The sequence below is a fragment of the Parashewanella curva genome, assembly GCF_003675895.1.
In the GTDB taxonomy this organism is placed as follows: domain Bacteria; phylum Pseudomonadota; class Gammaproteobacteria; order Enterobacterales; family Shewanellaceae; genus Parashewanella; species Parashewanella curva.
Genome location: NZ_ML014801.1, coordinates 12,464 through 30,935 on the forward strand (window position 1 = coordinate 12,464; position 18,472 = coordinate 30,935).

An 18,472-nucleotide genomic window follows, 5' to 3' on the forward strand; every position below is an offset into this window, starting at 1 on the left:
ATTTGTTAAAGCGATATTTTAGTCGACTTAACACACCCGTTATGCTCCTCGGGATACATGCCAGCTGGTAATGTCCCTGTGCCGATGCTTACAACTTAAGGGTGAAGGTTTTACTGACATTGAGCAAGCTCGGCTTGACCGAGAAGCCTTAGGAGGTATAGCTTTACCCGCCTTGAACTTACGGTTCAAGGGCTTACACCGGCAGCGGTATCCTGGGGAGCAGCCTAATGATTTTTGTATTTTACTTTCCTTCAAATTTCTAAAAATTATCCACTAAGAATAATTTTGTAAGATAAAACTTCAATCCTTCTTTTTATAAGAGTTAAGCGCTATTTGAGTTTGATACCGATCGAAGATGTTGCATTTAGGTATGTCTTTTTAGATAATGATAATGATTATTATTAATGTTAATTCTAAATGGAACAACAATGAAGAAACAATTATTTCTTGCGTTAGCGTTATTAGGTGGCTCATCATCTGCATTCGCGGCAGATTGTGAGTTAAATATCAATGTACAAGATGCAATGACTTTTGATAAGCCAAGCTTAGAAATCTCATTAGCTAAATGTGACAATGTGACTCTAAAGTTAAAGCACGAAGGCAAAATGCCGAAGACTGCAATGGGTCATAACTGGGTACTAACCACAACAGCTGATCAAGTACCTGTTGCCTCTGCTGGTGTTACAGCTGGTGCAGCAAATAACTATACTCCTGTGGATGACAAACGTGTGATTGCTGGCACTGAGATCATTGGTGGTGGTGAAGAAACAAGTATTACTTTTTCAACTAAGGGGCTAAAAGTTGGTGGTGACTACACTTATTTTTGCTCATTCCCTGGTCACTCCTTCTTAATGAAAGGTAAGTTCATCGTTAAGTAAACCATTATTTTTGCTGGTTAGCTTTTTTCAACTAACCAGCATGCTTTTTATGCTAAATAACCTCAGCTCTGCATAAGCCAACCTCTACAGCACAGCTACTTATGCGCATTTCTGTGTTAGAACAGCCCATAATAGGCCGGCTATTACGAACTGTTCTGCCTTGAACTACACAAAATTAGCCGCACTGTAGATAAAACTTTAAGGTTTGTACTGTAAATCATAATGTTATTGATTTCGTTATACAGAGCTGAGGTTAAATACTATTTTCTTCAAAATAGTTCAACATTCCTATGGCGGCTTTACGTCCCTCATCAATTGCAGTTACCACTAAATCGGCTCCACGAACCATATCTCCGCCAGCAAAGATTTTTGGATGAGAAGTTTGATAATCGTGTTCTCGACGGTTAACCACTACTCGATTACGAATATCGAGTTCAATATCATATTTGGCTAACCAATCAGCTGGGTTTGGCTGAAATCCAAAAGCAATGATTACTGCATCGGCTTCAATAACGCTGTTTGAGCCTTCAACTAACTCAAAACTTGGTCGAGAATCAAACGCTGATTGTGTGACTTTAGTTTGCAAACATTCAACGCCGATAACTTTGCTATCTTCAACTTTTATTTCAATTGGTTGGTGGTTAAAAGTGAAATTAACACCTTCTTCTTTGGCATTGGCGACTTCGTTGGCAGAGCCGGGCATGCTGGTTTCGTCTCGGCGATAAATTAAGGTAACTTTTTCTGCACCTTGACGAATTGCGGTTCGGACACAGTCCATGGAAGTATCACCACCACCAAGCACCACAACATTTCGGCCTTGGAGGTTGATATAAGGAAACTCTGACGTTTCTTGTTCAAGAATGTGCTGTGTATTGCCAATCAAATAGGGGAGGGCTTGGTAAACGCCTTGGGTTTCTTCGTTTGGAATGTTAGCTTTTAACGCTTTATAAGTTCCCAACCCTAAAAATATCGAATCATGAGAGTTAATCAGTTCATCAAAAGAAATATCAACGCCAACATGAGTGTTTAAGGTAAACTTAACCCCCATTCCTTCGAGGATATTACGGCGGTTTTTAATAATAGACTTTTCGAGTTTAAACGCTGGAATCCCGTATGTTAGTAAGCCGCCTATTTCAGGATATTTATCATAAACAGTGGCTTTTATCCCATTTCGAGCTAAAACATCTGCGCAGGCTAATCCGGCAGGTCCGGCACCTATAATTGCTACTTTTTCTGTACGTGTACTCACATCTGATAAGTCAGGTTTCCAGCCCTGTTTTATAGCGGTGTCAGTGATGTATCGTTCTATATTGCCAATGGTAACAGCGCCAAAGTCGTCATTTAAGGTACAGGAACCCTCACATAAACGGTCTTGTGGGCAAACTCTTCCACATACTTCTGGCAAGCTGTTGGTTTGATGGACTAAGTCTGCCGCTTCCATTAATCGGTTTTCAGAGATCAATTTTAACCAATTTGGAATGTAATTGTGCAATGGGCATTTCCATTCACAATAAGGGTTACCGCAATCTAGACAACGTGAAGCCTGAGAGTGGATCTCTTGTGGTTGATTAGGACGATAAATTTCAATAAACTCTGAACGACGAAGATTGATTGGCTGTTTTTCAGCTAAGTGGCGCTGTGTGTCTATAAATTGAAAATCATTGCTCATAGTGCCACCTTTTCAACTTGGTCATTGTTCCAATAGTTAATGATTATTACTCCAGTCATGGAATTATCCTTGTTGCTTTAGTGGGATGTTGAGCTCCGTTCGACCCTCACCAATCAGTAAGTCGTCAATATCAACATTCTTTGGTTTCACCAGTTTGAAGCAGTGCTGCCAATGTTCAAATTCTTCAAGAATGTGTTGGCCGTGCTCACTGCCTGTTTCTAAAACATGGCGTTGTATGAGCTGTTTAAGTCGATCTTGGTGCCCTTGGTGTTCAATGTTAATTGATTCAATAAACTCGGTATTTAGGCGTTTAGCGAATTTGCCATAGCGATCAAATACATAAGCGCATCCGCCCGTCATCCCTGCACCAAAGTTGACACCTGTGCGTCCTAATATGACGACAGTTCCTCCTGTCATATATTCACACGCATTATCACCAACCCCTTCTACAATGGTTGTCGCGCCAGAGTTTCTTACCGCAAATCGTTCTCCCGTTTGCCCAGCAGCATATAGCTCGCCTCCTGTTGCACCGTATAAACAAGTGTTTCCAATAATGGTGGCAGATTCACTAGCGAAGCGACTATTTTCAGGCGGCCTTATTGTGATCTTTCCACCAGACATTCCTTTGCCCACATAATCATTGCTATCACCACAAAGTGTGAGATTGACATTGGGAGCGTTCCATACACCAAAGCTTTGTCCCGCACTGCCATTGAAATTAAGGTTAAGTTGGGCTTGGTTTATGTTTGAGTCGGGTTGTTGGGCAAGGTAGCCCGAAATGCTTGCACCCACTGCGCGGTCAGTATTGCTGATATCATAATGGCCAATGAATCCAGAGTTTTGCTCTATGGCAGGTTTGCATGCTTGAAGCAATGTCTGATTCATTTCCCCTATGTCTTGAGGGCTGTTTAACTCAGTCCATTTGGTTGGGTTATCGTGTACTGATGTTTCTTTTGCTAATACTCTACTTAAATCAATATGTTTATGGTGTTCTAACTTACCTGCAATTTGGCTTAAAAGTTCACTATGGCCAATGATATCCTCGATTGAACTTACCCCAAGCATTGCCAGTTGCTCACGTAAATCTTGGGCAAGAAATTTAAAATATTGCATCACACTTTCAGGTTTACCGTGGTAATGCTTTTCACGTAAGCGTTTGTCTTGGGTTGCAACACCAGTAGCACAGTTGTTTAAGTGACAAATTCGTAAATACTTACAGCCCAAGGCTATCATTGGAACGGTACCGAAACCGAAACTTTCAGCACCTAATAAAGCCGCTTTAATGATGTCGGTAGAGGATTTTAATCCACCGTCCACTTGCAAACGGATTTTATGGCGAAGCCCATTCTTGACTAAAGATTGATGAACTTCAGCTAAACCTAATTCCCAAGGGCTACCCGCATATTTCACCGAAGTGAGTGGGCTAGCGCCTGTACCGCCATCGTAACCAGAGACGGTGATCATATCGGCATAAGCTTTAGCTACACCTGTGGCAATTGTGCCAATTCCTGGTGCAGATACTAGTTTTACAGAAATTAAGGCTTTGGGGTTAACTTGCTTTAAATCGAAGATTAGCTGGGCTAAATCTTCAATTGAATAAATATCATGATGCGGTGGTGGTGAAATTAAAGATACCCCGGGTTTGGCATATCTTAGGTTAGCAATTTCAACACTGACTTTATGGCCGGGAAGTTGTCCACCTTCTCCTGGCTTTGCGCCTTGGGCAATCTTAATTTGCAGAACGTCGGCATTAACTAAATATTTTGCAGTTACGCCAAAACGGCCTGAGGCTATTTGTTTAATAGATGAATTACGCTCAGAGTGATATCGACGAGCATCTTCTCCGCCTTCGCCTGAATTAGAGCGCCCGCCAAGTCTGTTCATTGCAATTGCCAATGCTTCATGGGCTTCGGTGCTCAGGGCTCCGATACTCATTGCAGCGGTATCAAAACGAGGGTACAAAGCCTCATCCGGCTCGACTTTATCAATGGTTAATGGTGTTTTAGACCATTTGATTTGTAATAAATCGCGTAATGTTGCGATTGGGCGCTGATCAACTAGCTCGCTGAATTCTTTATAAAGGGAATAGTCTTGAGTGTTCAGAGCCGATTGAAGCTTGGTGACCACATCAGGATTAAAGCAATGATATTCACCACCATTGACGTATTTTAGTTGTCCACCTTGGTTAAGTGGTAAAAACGATTTCTTAGCTTGCTTATGCAGTAATATTTGCGAATTCGAAATCTCATCGAAGCCTATCCCTTCAATGCGGCTTACGGCACCTTTAAAGCAAAGTTCTACAATGGCTTTATTGAAGCCGATAATTTCAAATTGCTGGCTACAACGATATGAGCCAATGGTGCTGATCCCCATTTTTGACATGATTTTACGCAAACCTTTCTCAACGCCTGAACGATAATTGAGGTTGAGTTTGGTGAAATCTTGCTGCTGAGTTTGTGCCATTGAAGCAATAGATTCATACACTAAATATGGATAAATAGCTGTAGCACCAAAACCGAGTAATACCGCAAAATGATGAGGATCTTTGGTGGTTCCGGTTTCAACAATTATGTTGGTATCGCAGCGGAGATCATTATCAACAAGAGTTCGGTGAACTAAGCCTACCGCAAGAACAGCTGGAACAAGTGGTTGAGTATTGCTATCAACTCGGTCTGACAGTATCAGTAAGGTTGTGCCATTTTTTGCAAGTACTTTCGCTTCTCTAGCTATTCGATTCAGAGCTTCTTCAAGGCCTTCATCTTCATTGTAACTAAGTTGAATCGTATCGTGTCGATAATAGTCAGGGTTTAGATTCTTTAATTGAGAAAAATCACTATAAAGCAGTATCGGTGACTGGAACATTACCCGATAAGCATGACCTGTTGTTTCATTAAACAAATTCTGCTCACGCCCAGCGCAAGTGGCCAATGACATCACATGCTTTTCCCGCAGGGGATCGATTGGCGGATTGGTGACTTGAGCGAACTTTTGTCTAAAAAAGTCATACAAAGAGCGTTGCTTGCCAGATAAAACGGCGATTGGAGTATCATCTCCCATGGAGCCGATAGCTTCTTGGCCGTTGCTGGCCATAGGCCAAATAATTTGTTCTAGTTCTTCTTTGGTATAACCAAATACTTTTTGGTAAGCCAAAAGCGTTGACTTACTCATTTCTAGGTGGCCATGCTTTGACTCGGGTAGTTCTTCAGCTGGGATTAATATCGTGCTGTGTTCTTTCATCCATGCTTTATATGGGTGACGGACTTTTAAGTCGTTATCTATTTCGAATGATTGAAATAACTGACCTTTGAGAGTATCTAATACTAATAGTTCACCGGGACCAACACGTCCTTTAGCAATCACATCAGAATCTTTGTAATCCCAAATGCCGACTTCTGACGATACCGTTAAAATGCGGTCGGAAGTGATGATATAACGAGAGGGACGTAGGCCGTTTCTGTCTACCGAGCAAGCGGCAAAACGACCATTAGTCATTACCACTCCAGCAGGGCCATCCCATGGCTCCATATGCATGGAGTTAAAGTCATAGAAAGCTTTTAGATCATCATCCATATCGGGATTACTTTGCCATGCAGGTGGAATAAGCAAACGCATGGCACGATATAAATCCATACCACCACAAAGTAGCATGTCTAGCATATTGTCTAATGAAGATGAGTCAGAGCCTGTTTCATTAACAAAAGGTCTCGCTTGTTGTAAATCTGGTAGTAAGGGGGTGTGAAACTTATAAGAGCGGGCTTTCGCCCATTGTCTATTACCGGTGATGGTATTAATTTCACCATTATGAGCAAGATAACGAAAAGGCTGCGCTAATGGCCATCTCGGGTGGGTATTAGTAGAAAATCGTTGATGAAATAAACAAATCGAGCTTTTGAAGTTTGGGTGCTGCAAATCAGGATAATACTTATCCAAATCACTCGGCATCATCAAGCCTTTATATACAACAACCTGACCAGAAAGACTCGCGACATAAAAGTCAGGATCATCATGAATGCTTTGCTCAAGGCGACGGCGAGCCATATAAAGACGTCTTTCAAGGTCTTTTACACGCCAACCCATAGGGCTGTTTATTAATACTTGTAGTATTTGCGGTTCTGATTCTGCGGCAATCTCGCCTAAAACATTGCTATTCGTTGGAACAGTGCGCCAACCCGCAATGCTCAGTGTTTCTTTTAAAAGCTCTTCTTCTAGTTGCAGTTTTACGCGTTCTGACTTTTGAGGATCTTTACTTACAAAAAGCACTCCAACAGCAAACTTTTTATTGAGGTGCCAATCGTTTTCTTTGGCTATCTCAACGAAAAAGTCATTTGGGGTTTGCATTAGAATTCCACAGCCATCTCCAGTTTTACCGTCGGCAGCGACTCCACCTCGGTGTTTGAGTCTATCTAAGCTGTGTATCGCACGCTGCACAATTTCATGGCAAGCTTCACCATCCATCTGCGCTATCAAGCCGAATCCGCAATTGTCTTTTTCGAAGCTAGGGTGATACAAGCTCATTTATTACTCCACTTTATATGATTATGCTTTACATAAATATGCAGCAAGATTGATTAAAGTATAATTATTTAAGAGGGAGGTCAAATGCTGGTGGTGAAATTTTGCGTTTATTTGTTACTTTTTTGTAAATTGTTTTCTTTTTTTGCGTAAATTATCTTTAGTTTATCAAGAGAGAATGTTGTGATGCAGAAATAAAAGTAGCTTTGTATAAACGAATGAAATTTTAATGAGTTATGTTGAGTAGCCTCATGATTCAAAATAAGTAGAAAGGTTTGGTATGTATTTATTATTTTTGAGTTTTTATTGGTGTGTTGTCGAGGTAAAACCTATAAAAAATTAAAGTGAAAAGAGTAGGTTGCAGACCGACATAACTATTTCTGTAGTGTAACAATTTGTTTTTAAGGCTTTTTGTTTTAGCGTTTGGGGCTGTTGCAAGTCTAAGAGATATAACGGCTGAACTTTTTGGGCGAATTAGTATATTTAACTCTTGTTGCAATTTTAACTATTCATTAACTTTTTGTTGTGATATTGATATTGCCTGTTGGACAAGACATTTATAAACACAGAGGTGAAGCTGTACTCTGATCAAACAAAAGGGACGTGAATGATTAAGCTCAAAAAACTAGTTGTGGCAACGTCAATATTTTCAGTTGCTACTCCAATTTTCGCTGCAGATACTGAAACTGAAGCAGTTGAAAGAATTGAAGTGACAGGTTCTCACATTAAAAGAACTGATATGGAAGGCCCTACGCCAATCACAACTCTAACTGCAAAGGATTTAGAAGATAGTGGTGCCACTGATCTGATTGGTGCTTTGGCAAAACTACCTATTGCTGGTACAGGAACATTTTCTACCCAAGGTAATAGTAGTGATGATACTTCTAATGGTGGTTCAAGTGTTTCTCTAAGAGGACTAGGTGCAGATTCGACACTTATTTTGGTTAACGGTCGTCGAGTATCGGTTAGTCCATTTGCTAAAGGCATTGATACCGCATTCGTTGATTTAAATAATATCCCAATTGCAGCAATTAAGCGTGTTGATATTCAAAAAGATGGCGCAAGTGCTATTTATGGTTCAGATGCAATCGCCGGCGTAATCAATGTGATTTTAAAAGATGACCTTGATGGCGCTGAAATCAACGCTAAATATGGCGAAACACCTAAAGGTGGTGAAGAGCAGAATCTAAGCTTAGTTTGGGGTAACCAAGCTGAGAACAGCAGGCATACTTTTGTGTTGGATTACTTTAATCGTGAAGAGGTTCTTTACGGTGATCGTAGTTATTCGGCAACAGCGAATCAAAAGGCCAGAACTGGTGACCCAAAAGCCACTGATTTTAGAAGTTCATCAGGTTTCCCTGGTACGATTGCTTTAAAATCAGACCCTAGCAACCGTATGCCAGATACTTTTGGTAAGGATAAATGCCCAGCAGATCAAATTGTGGGTAATTTATGTCGTTATGACTATGCGCCTCATATGTCAATGATCCCTAAGACTGAACGTTTTAGCTTCAACTATATGGGTAAGTACGATATTAATGATAACGTTCGTGGCTTTGCTGAATTAAATGGTCAAAACTCTCGAACTGTTGTTAAAGGAGCCGGTAGTCCAAGTTTTAATGAATTGACTATGGCCGGCGATAATCCAAACCATCCATTTGCTGACCAACCAAATCATGAATTTCATGGCAAAGATTTAACTATGCGTCGTCGTATGGTGGACATTGGTAACCGTCTTAAGCGTGTAGATTCAAATTACTACCGAGCGATTATAGGTCTTGAAGGTGAAATTAATGAATGGTCGTGGGAAGTAGCATACAACTTCATCAAGTCTCAATCTGTCGAACGTGGTGTGGATGGTTTTCCAAACAAACGACGTGTGCAAGAAGCTATTGATAATGGTTCATTTGATCCATTTGAGCCATCATCAAACTCTCAACAGACCTTAGATTACATTGAAACGACGACTAATCGTGTTGGTAAGTCAACAATGAAGTCTGTGGATGCCACTATTTCTGGTCCTTTACTGGAAATGGCACATGGCGACTTGATGCTTGCTGTTGGTGCCGAGTATCGTAAAGAATCGATTTCTGATAATCCAGATGATCAATATATTCGTGGAGAAATTTTTGGTACTGAAGCGACTCAAGCTCAAGGAAGTCGTGATAACACCGCTATTTATGCAGAAGTAGCCATACCTGTATTGGATACTTTGGAAGTACAGATTGCTGTACGCCATGAAGATTATAGTGATTTTGGCGCCACTACTGATCCTAAAGTTTCCTTCTTATGGAATCCGATGGATAACTTATCATTGCGCGGTTCATACGGTACTGCTTTCAGAGCACCTTCTTTACATCAACTCGGTCTTGGACGTACTGACGAATCCCCAACACTGATTGATAAACTACGTTGTGATGCTATTGGTGAGCAGTCTTCTGTTAACCCATGTAAAGGGTTTGAGTACACGGCTGTATTCCAAGGTAACCCTGATTTAGGCCCTGAAGAGTCTAAAAACTATAACTTAGGTGTAATTTATAATCTGACGGACAAGCTTGATTTCTCTTTAGATTATTATAATTATGCAATTGAGAACATCATCGATTCAGACACCCAATACCTGCTTAATACTCAAGGGCTTGATCCTAAAGTAGTGAAGCGTATTCCGACATCAATTCCAAATGATCCGGGTGAAATTGTTTCAATAAACGATAGTTTCCAAAATATCGGTGATCTTGATACTTCAGGATTAGATTTTGCGGCTAACTATGGCTTTGAAACAGGTCTAGGTGACTTTAAAGTTTCATACACCATGAACTATGTACTTGAGTATGAAGAGCGTCGCCCTGGTTCTAATGGCGGGTCTCGTGTCAATAAAGAGGCGGGTGACTTTGAATTGCCTAAAGTGCGTTCTCGTTTAAATACAGATTGGAGTCATAATGACTTAAAAGCTAATCTAGCGATTAATTATATTGGTTCGTTTAAGCAAAAAAATAGTGACGAGCTACCAGACGTTAAAGCCATGATAACTGTCGATACTGCAGTAAGTTATTTTGGTATAGACAATACAGTATTGACTCTAGGGGCGACTAACTTGTTTAACAAGAAACCACCATTTGTATATAACGAGTTTATGGGGTTCTCGACGAATACTCATAGTGGACAAGGGCGTTTCTGGTATTTGAATGCGTCTTATAAGTTCTAATTATTAATAGAGCTGCATAGATTAAAGGCTCTAAAGCTTATTTTAGAGCCTTTATTTTTGGCTAGCCTACAACATTAAAGGTGTTTTTATTCTCGAACCACTTTGCGACGGTTCGATTGATAGTTACCCAGACCTGAAAAGCACAAAATACAGCCCAAACTCCTAAAATGGTGTATTCAGTCGTAGTTGAAATCGATAGATTAAATTCCAATAACTTAAAAATAGACTCGTTGGCTTGAGATGCTGCATACGGCAAAAAGCTAATGGCGAGAACTTGAAGGCCGGTAAACACACGTAGCATTAATAGCGCTGCTTTTTGTTTACCGATAATTGCAATAACTAATACGATAAGCACAAGGCAAAAAATAACGGCCGTTTTAGTCAGCAAACCTGCTGAAACTATAGCTAGATAGCACAAGAGTAGTGCAATAAGAGATTTAGGCATAAGTGATAATGTCACGGTTAATTTGCTGGGTACATTGCCCCTAAAATTGCAGTTCTTGAAGCGCCTGTCACATCAGGTAAATTACCTGATAGTCCTTGAGTATAACGATAAGCTAACCAAGCAAACGCAACGGCTTCCACCCACTTAGGATCTAGCCCTAATTCGCTTGTGGTTGTAACCCGATAATTAGGCTGTAGAGCTTTCAATCGCTTCATCATTTCAGAATTTAACGCACCACCACCGCAGACAAACAATTCGCCAGTAGGTGATAGCTTGCTGATCTGGTCACTGATACTCATACAAGTTAAATCTAGCAATGTAGACTGAATATCTTCATCTGGAAGATGAATAAACTCACTGAGTTGTTGGGTTAACCAAGCTTGGCTAAATAACTCTTTTCCTGTGCTTTTGGGAAAAGGTTGTGAAAAATAGGTGTGCGATAACAAGTGATTCAATAATGTTGGGTCAGTTGTTCCACTTGCCGCCCACTCACCGTTATTGTCATACGCTTGCTCTAAGCGTTGCTGGATCCAAGAATCCATTAAGGCATTCCCAGGTCCGGTATCAAACCCAACAACAGATGAACCGTCAACCGGAAGGTAGGTGATATTAGCGATTCCACCTATGTTAAGAATGATTCTTTGTATTTTTTTTGAAGCAAATATTTGCTGATGAAAGGCTGGAACTAGTGGTGCTCCTTGACCGCCTAACGCTATATCCTTACGGCGGAAATCGGCGATAACATCAATGCCTGTTTTAACCGCAATGGTATTTGGATCTCCGATTTGAATACTGAAGCTGTTTTCTAAATTTGGCATGTGCCTAATGGTTTGCCCATGGCTACCGATAGCAACTACCTGAGAACTATCAATTTGGTTTTGTTCAAGTAAACCGTTCACTGCTTCAGCAAATACATCGGCTACTTGCCTGTCTAATCTTCCAAGACGATTTACTTCATCACTGCCCGGTTGGCTAAGTCGCTGTAAACCTTTAAACAGATGCTTTGGAAAGGGCTGGGTATAAGTGGCGACAACTTGATATTGCTCTTGGGTAAAATCCACCAGAACCGCATCAACTCCATCGATACTGGTCCCAGACATTAATCCAATAAAATAAGAAGGCATATGGCGTTCACATTAATTAGTTATTAGCAGTTTCAGAAGAAAGGGAGGGGGCTCTCGCGATGTGTAACTGCTTATTATGCTCAAGTTGAGCCATAAGTACCCTACTAACTTTAAGAAAATCAGCTTTTTGTTTTCTATGGATAGAATCAGATTTTGGTAACTTAACGGTTCTAGGGTTACGATGCACCCCGTTCACAATAAATTCATAGTGCAAATGAGCACCCGTCACACGACCTGTTGAACCCAAAGTACCGATGATTTGACCTTGTTTGATGCTTTGGCCTTTGCGAACTTTACGCCTTTTAAGGTGTAAATACTTAGTGGTGTAAGTGTCATTGTGTTTAATAAATACGTAATTACCATTGTATTTATTGTATGAAGAAGCAATTACTTTACCTCGGCCTGTAGCTTTAATTGGGGTACCGACAGGAGCAACGTAATCAACACCATTATGGGGACGAACTCGGCCAGTAACTGGGTGTAGACGCCTTGGGTTAAAGTTAGAGCTAACACGAGTGAAATCTACAGGTGAACGGATAAACGCTTTCTTCATACTACGCCCAGTTTCGCTATAGTATTGTCCATTACTATAGCGAACAGCTGTGTAGCGATCGCCTTGGTTGATAAATTCCGCAGCAAGAATGTTACCATTTTCTAAAAAGTCACCATCCGCGTATTTTTGTTCAAAGATAAGCGCAAAGCTGTCGCCCTCTCTGATGTCTAATGCAAAGTCAACATCCCAAGTAAAAAGCCCTGCTAGCTGCATAATTTGGTTTGGAGTAAGGCCTGCATCAACAGCAGCATTCCAAAAATTGGTTTTAATTTCAGATGTTGCAAATTTAGTGCGAGTTTCAATCTGTTTTTTATCAAGCTTCTGTGTATATTTATCGTCTTCCTTGCTGATAACTAACGTATTTATTGGGTCGATGATATATCTAAGTTTGGCAAAACGATTGTCTAAATCTTTAAATATTTCAATGTCTTCGCCAGGTAGAATTTTTAGCAGGTTCTTTTTAGCTAAAGACAATTGAGTGATTTCGTAGACTTCTCTCGATGTTAAGCCGCTACGCTTAAATAAACGAGCTAAAGTATCACCAGAGCGAACTTTAAAAAGCTCGCCTTGTTGTAATTGTGGTGTTTTCGCTTCTGGCTCAACTAATTGAACTTTTTGATCTACTTCTTTTGAGCTTAGCGACTCCTTTTGAGGAGGTTCAGGAGTTCTAAAAGCAAGGGGTACCGAATACAAGGTATTGGGTTGGAGTTGACTTTCAGCTGTTTGAAGTTGGCTTTCAGGTGTTTGACGTGATGCTTGAGCTTCTTCTGATGGAAGCAAAATGATGATCAACGAAATACTCAATAATAGAGCTAAGACAATTTTATGAATTGTTGGTAGTAAATTTACTAATTTAAAAATCCGCAACATCAACCCGATTATCCACTATCTATAAAACATGAATCGTGCTTGCTATTTAGCGCACAGTTTGCAATGAATTATCCTATTCTTTGCAATTTGTATTTATCAGCTTCTTAGCCTTATTTCCACTATATCCCCTTTTTTTTATTGCTTTTATTCTTATGGGGTTGAAAAATTACGGCCTAATTCAAGCTTATATAATGGCTTTGAGTATACACACTTTCATTTGTTCTGGCTAACAAGTAACATTACAGTCTTTTATTTTGAGACGAAACTCCAAGAGGTCGTGGTCGCAATGGCTGATTTAAACAAAGCATTGGCAGAAATTAAACGTGGGACAGATGAAATCCTACTTGAAGCAGATTTAATTGAAAAATTGAAACTTGGGCGACCATTAAAAATTAAATTAGGGGCAGATCCAACTGCGCCTGATATTCATCTTGGTCATACCGTAATCCTTAATAAACTAAGAACTTTTCAAGAGCTTGGACACGAGGTGATTTTCTTAATCGGTGACTTTACTGGCATGGTTGGTGATCCAACTGGAAAAAACAGCACTCGTCCTCCTCTAACCAAAAAGCAAGTTTTGCACAATGCGGAAACTTATAAAGAGCAAGTGTTCAAAATTCTTGATCCAGCCAAAACTCGAATTGAATTTAACTCAAGTTGGTTAGAAGAACTCGGTGCAGCGGGCATGATCCGCTTAGCTTCACAGTTAACCGTAGCTCGTATGCTAGAACGTGATGACTTCAAAAAGCGTTACGGTTCAGGTCAGCCTATTGCTATCCATGAATTCATGTACCCTCTACTACAGGGTTATGACTCAGTGGCACTTGAGTCTGATGTTGAGCTAGGTGGTACGGACCAAAAGTTTAATCTACTTATGGGGCGTGAGCTGCAAAAAGCGGAAGGGCAGTCTCCTCAAACCGTGATCATGATGCCATTACTTGAAGGCTTGGATGGCGTTAAGAAGATGTCAAAGTCTGCAAATAACTATATTGGTATTAGTGAGCCAGCTAGTGAAATGTTCGGTAAAATCATGTCGATTTCAGATGAGTTGATGTGGCGTTACTTTGAGCTATTATCATTCCGTCCATTAGAAGAAATTGAAAGTTTCAAACAGCAAATTGAAGCGGGCGCAAATCCTCGCGACATTAAGATTTTGCTAGCTAAAGAAATCATTGCTCGTTTCCACGATGAGCAAGTAGCAGAAGCGGCACATCAAGAGTTTATCAATCGCTTCCAAAAAGGAGCGATGCCAGATGATATCCCTGAAGTTGAACTTGAAGCTGGTGAAGGCATGGCTTTAGCGAATCTATTAAAAGAAGCAGGATTAGTTGCATCTACATCAGAAGCGATGCGCATGGTCAAGCAAGGTGCTGCTAAACTTGATGGTGAAAAGCTATCTGACGCGAAGCAAGTGTTTACTGCAGGTGAACAAGGTATCTTCCAAGTAGGTAAGCGTAAGTTTGCTAAAGTGACGTTGAAGTAAGCTAGTCCGAATAAGCATCAATAAAGCCCGAATTTTCGGGCTTTATTTTTGCAATTACCTTTTTAAGTCAAAAGCGGGTAAAGATAAATGCCACTTTATTGCCGCCAAACGAATGCCAAAAGCACTTAGCATAGCAATACACATTGAAGTGAAGTGATCCAAAGCTGTTGATAAACAAATACAATAAGCTATCCCGCCAACAATTGAAGCAGTGGCATAGATTTCGGTTCTAAGCACCATAGGAACTTGTCGGCATAATACATCGCGAATAATTCCGCCGCCAACACCTGTTAGTACTCCCATTATTACCGCAGAAATGCTGCTTAGCCCCAAACTCAATGCTTTCTCTGTACCTATGATAGTAAACAAAGCCAAGCCAAGTGCATCGGCAATGGGTAACACATACCATGGGGCATTAGGGCTAGTACGATTAAAAATAATCGTAGCAATAACTGTTGCTAGTACAATTAAGATATAAGTCGGATCTTGAAGCCAAAATACTGGAGTGGTTCCTAATAAAGCATCTCTGATACTGCCTCCACCGACAGCCGTTACACCAGCCAAAACCAACACACCAAATGGGTCCATTCGATGATGACCTGCTGCTAACGCGCCAGTTAGAGCAAAAACAGCCGTACCCCAAAGGTCAAAGAAGTAAATCCATTCACTCATTTATGTTCACTCATTTCCTCAAGGTGGATATTAAGTGCATCAACTGAAATTCGAATTTCAATGACCGAAAGCAACAAAGAGTATAGCAACAGCATTAAGCTGAAACCGAAAACCAGCGAGCCAATATGAGCGAAGCCAAAATAAATTAAAATCATGCACAGAACGCAAAAGGCAAATGCTAAAACGCCAGACTCTTGCATTCGCTTTATGATGGCAATGCGTTTGTGGAGGTTTTTTATTTGGCCACTGTTAACGGGTTTCTCTCTATCGCTCAAATTGCGAATCAAAGCAGCTAAAGAAAAAAATCGATTGGTATAAGCCAGCAATAATAATGAAATCGCAGGGAAGAGAAGTGCTGGAGTGGTCAAAGAAATATGTACATTTTCTAGCAAAATAAAGATCCAGAATCGAGATAGGCGAATTAAAGATTATACCTGTATTTTTTCAATGGTGTGAACAAGGTAAAAATCTAATTGGGAACGCCCCCGAGTTCTTAAAGGTTAACTTTTCTTAACTATGTGTGTTATCTGAAGCAGATTAGGATAGAGATCTTCCTAGTGTTGCGCCTATTTGTTGTTCTTTAATTATTATTTTAAGGGGAACATATTTATGTCAGTAGCTTCTTCGCCTACTACAACTACTTCTACAACACCACCTCCTGAGTCAAAAAAGCCTGTGCTTATAAAGATGGGTAATACGACTGAATCATTTGAATACCCTACATCCGAAAAAGATAAAAGCGATATACAAAACTCTGCCAAAAGTGCTTCTATCATCGATGAGTTACCGGGGCATTTTTTAGGCACAGTTGCACTGGGTACTGCGACTTTTATAGTACTCGGGCCAGCGGCGATTCCAGCGGTAGTAGGGTCAAATGTGGTTGCCACATTTTTTGATGTTGCAGCAGAAAAAGCACTTGGAGAAGAAGCCGCTCAATCCAGCATAGGAAAAGCAGGGCGCTTTGTGATTCGATTGATCCCCATGACCGCAGGTGGTGGAATATTGACCAATATTGCACAGCAAGGTGTTACTAAAACCTTTATCTCACTTTTATCATCTTATATAGGTTCAGAGGCTGGGAGCTGGCTTGCTCAATCTTTGTTGGCTAACGCAAAAATAGAGAAAAATTCGTTTCCTTATCTTGTGGTGGATAGCAGTTGTCGGTTATTAGGTGGGGTTACTGGAGGGTTACTTGCAAAAGATGCCATGAATTTGGTTGACGGTGCGACGGGGCAGCAAGTGCCAAGGCCTGTTTCGAGGCGTAGTGGTGAAGATAATAATGCTACTTCTGATTCTAGAACTACTCCAAATACATCTGAGACAAATTCGGCTCCGACAGAACCGCCAATAAACCAGAATGGTTCGCAAAACTGCTCTGAGTTCTCCCAAGTTAGAAATGATGGTTACGGAGTCTTAAATTACAGTGCCCAAACAGGAAGAACTTTTCGTGTTTTGGATGGTAACTGCAAAGTGCTGATATCTGGACCACAGCATGACTCAAGCGGCCATACTATTTACGTTTTTAAAAATGAGACCCGCTGCCAAATACCGAGAAATTGTACTGATGGTCAAAGTCAGATTCACCAAGGGGTATACATACCAGCAAAAGAGCAAGATTGTGATCCAGTTCCATCTACTCCAGTTGATCCATTTGAACCTGATGTTGAAGAATGCTTTGATGGTGACCCCAATTTTAATCCTAGCAAAACAAACTGTGAACCCACTTTATCACCAACATTAACCAAAAAATTCTGTCAAGTAGTTGAAACAATTACATCAGCTAGCAGCATCAGCAACCTTGCAAACGCTAATCGGTTGTCGAGACCAGTTTCCACAAAAATGCTCGAAAATATACGGACGTCACCTGCTGTTACTACGATGCTAAGTAGCTTACTAAAATCACCCAATTCAACGGTGTTTTTATTGCCTATGGAACCCTCTAACCCGCCCAATGGAATAGGGACCGTCCCTACTTATGTATTAGGGATTGTTGTAGCTGGTGTGCTTGCTTGCACCTGCTTAATTACAGCAACAGGCATTACCATTGCCTGTAAAGTAAAAAGAAGCAAAGAAGGTTCATCGAATTTACCAGTTGCATTTGATAATGAGAGAGGAAGAGTTCACTTACAAGCCTTATCCATTAATGATGAAGACCTCGAAAGAGAACTGTATCTAAAGCTTCGTGAAGAACACAAAAGGCTTGAAGCAAAAGAACAAGATGAGGAAGAGCAACGTCGACTTGAGAAAGAGCAGGAGGTGGAAGACTCAAAATTCAGTACACCTTCAGCTTCGCCAAGACTCTCACGTGCATCTTCTCTATCTTTTTCAGATTTACCTATATCGACTGCTGAAACTCCCATTACCGTTGAGCCTGAGCTGCATCAACAACCTCCGGTTTCTCCTCAAGTGTCGCCGAAACTCTCGCGTACATTTTCTACCTCTTCTTCGGAGTTGCCGACATTAACTGCGGCAGCCACTGCTGTTAACGCTAAAGTTACGCAAGATCAACAATCTAAGTTATCTCCAGTCACACAAAAGGAAATAGAAGCTCAATTACCACCTTCTGATTTCGATATTCCTCACATAGAGGAGCCTGACTCTGAAGGCGAACTACTTCCGCCACCAGATTATGAAACACTTAATAACTCATGTTACGCACTAACAGCTTTTAGAGACTGAAGTTCTGTAAAAGCTGTTTTTAGGGCTTTCATGTACAGTTTTGCCTTTAAGCCGAGTTTGCCTAAATTAAGCTTCAAAGACAGTGTTTCTAACTTAAACGCACTATAAATTGAAAGAAACTGGTGGTTACTTTGAGTTCTTATCGTATGTGCTGGTGATCGAGTAATCCCTGCATTTGATTTCAATGACTTGTGAAATACTTCTACATTCCATCGTTTTTGATAGATTGCTTGTATTCACTCATCACTACAATCAACCTACATTTCGCATGGTGATTTAAGTATCCGTACATTTTCAACCATTAACAAAAAAACAACATAGATCTTGTAGTGTTCTCATACGGTTTACCAAATTTTAAGCATGCCAAAAGGCTTCTGTCGTG

The 18,472-nt window shown here is 40.6% G+C and carries 11 protein-coding genes, 1 other RNA gene and 1 pseudogene; 5 read left to right on the forward strand and 8 right to left on the reverse strand.

Annotation, left to right across the window (positions count from 1 at the left end):
• Window positions 1-42: 42 nt before the first annotated feature.
• Window positions 43-223: non-coding RNA, 6S RNA (gene ssrS, locus D5018_RS15050), on the forward strand.
• 205 nt (window positions 224-428) lie between these two features.
• Entirely contained in the window at window positions 429-878 is a 450-nt protein-coding gene (azu, locus tag D5018_RS15055) for an azurin (RefSeq protein ID WP_121839824.1), read from the forward strand.
• Window positions 879-1,131: 253 nt separating this feature from the next.
• Here the strand turns inward: azu and D5018_RS15060 are convergent, their stop codons facing one another.
• Together D5018_RS15060 and gltB are read right to left on the reverse strand one after the other, a co-directional pair.
• A complete protein-coding gene (locus D5018_RS15060; protein ID WP_121839825.1) occupies window positions 1,132-2,547 on the reverse strand; it encodes an FAD-dependent oxidoreductase in 1,416 nt (471 codons plus the stop codon).
• Between the two features lie 63 nt (window positions 2,548-2,610).
• Window positions 2,611-7,062 carry a glutamate synthase large subunit gene (gene gltB, locus D5018_RS15065; RefSeq protein WP_121839826.1) on the reverse strand — a complete coding sequence of 1,484 codons (4,452 nt, stop codon included), beginning with the start codon at window positions 7,060-7,062 and terminating at the stop codon, window positions 2,611-2,613.
• A gap of 604 nt (window positions 7,063-7,666) precedes the next feature.
• Here gltB and D5018_RS15070 point away from each other — a divergent pair.
• On the forward strand, window positions 7,667-10,264 hold the full coding sequence (locus D5018_RS15070; protein WP_121839827.1) for a TonB-dependent receptor: 2,598 nt from the start codon (window positions 7,667-7,669) through the stop codon (window positions 10,262-10,264).
• Between the two features lie 61 nt (window positions 10,265-10,325).
• Here D5018_RS15070 and D5018_RS15075 read toward each other — a convergent pair whose 3' ends face one another.
• The 3 genes from D5018_RS15075 to D5018_RS15085 are packed head-to-tail and all read right to left on the reverse strand — an operon-like array spanning window position 10,326 to window position 13,256.
• Entirely contained in the window at window positions 10,326-10,724 is a 399-nt protein-coding gene (locus tag D5018_RS15075; RefSeq protein ID WP_121839828.1) for a hypothetical protein, read from the reverse strand.
• 2 nt (window positions 10,725-10,726) lie between these two features.
• Window positions 10,727-11,833, reverse strand: coding sequence for an anhydro-N-acetylmuramic acid kinase (locus tag D5018_RS15080; protein WP_121839829.1), 1,107 nt, complete (start codon window positions 11,831-11,833; stop codon window positions 10,727-10,729).
• 16 nt (window positions 11,834-11,849) lie between these two features.
• Window positions 11,850-13,256, reverse strand: coding sequence for a peptidoglycan DD-metalloendopeptidase family protein (locus D5018_RS15085; RefSeq protein ID WP_121839830.1), 1,407 nt, complete (start codon window positions 13,254-13,256; stop codon window positions 11,850-11,852).
• Between the two features lie 286 nt (window positions 13,257-13,542).
• On the opposite strand from D5018_RS15085, the gene tyrS reads away from it, so the two are divergent.
• On the forward strand, window positions 13,543-14,739 hold the full coding sequence (gene tyrS, locus D5018_RS15090) for a tyrosine--tRNA ligase (RefSeq protein ID WP_121839831.1): 1,197 nt from the start codon (window positions 13,543-13,545) through the stop codon (window positions 14,737-14,739).
• Between the two features lie 54 nt (window positions 14,740-14,793).
• On the opposite strand, the gene D5018_RS15095 is transcribed toward tyrS, so the two are convergent.
• Together D5018_RS15095 and D5018_RS15100 are read right to left on the reverse strand one after the other, a co-directional pair.
• Window positions 14,794-15,411 (reverse strand): trimeric intracellular cation channel family protein, encoded by a 618-nt coding sequence (locus tag D5018_RS15095; protein ID WP_121839832.1) that lies wholly within the window; start codon window positions 15,409-15,411, stop codon window positions 14,794-14,796.
• On the reverse strand, window positions 15,408-15,803 hold the full coding sequence (locus D5018_RS15100) for a DUF2721 domain-containing protein (RefSeq protein WP_121839833.1): 396 nt from the start codon (window positions 15,801-15,803) through the stop codon (window positions 15,408-15,410). Before D5018_RS15100 ends, D5018_RS15095 begins: the two co-directional genes overlap by 4 nt.
• Before the next feature lie 217 nt (window positions 15,804-16,020).
• Between D5018_RS15100 and D5018_RS15105 the strand changes: the two genes are divergently transcribed.
• Complete coding sequence (locus D5018_RS15105) at window positions 16,021-18,090, forward strand: WVD2 family protein (protein ID WP_121839834.1); 2,070 nt, start codon at window positions 16,021-16,023, stop codon at window positions 18,088-18,090.
• On the opposite strand, the pseudogene D5018_RS22480 reads toward D5018_RS15105, so the two are convergent.
• A pseudogene (locus tag D5018_RS22480) lies at window positions 18,063-18,326 on the reverse strand (IS701 family transposase); the annotation flags it as partial. The gene D5018_RS15105 and the pseudogene D5018_RS22480 sit on opposite strands and share 28 nt — an antisense overlap.
• Between the last annotated feature and the right edge of the window lie 146 nt (window positions 18,327-18,472).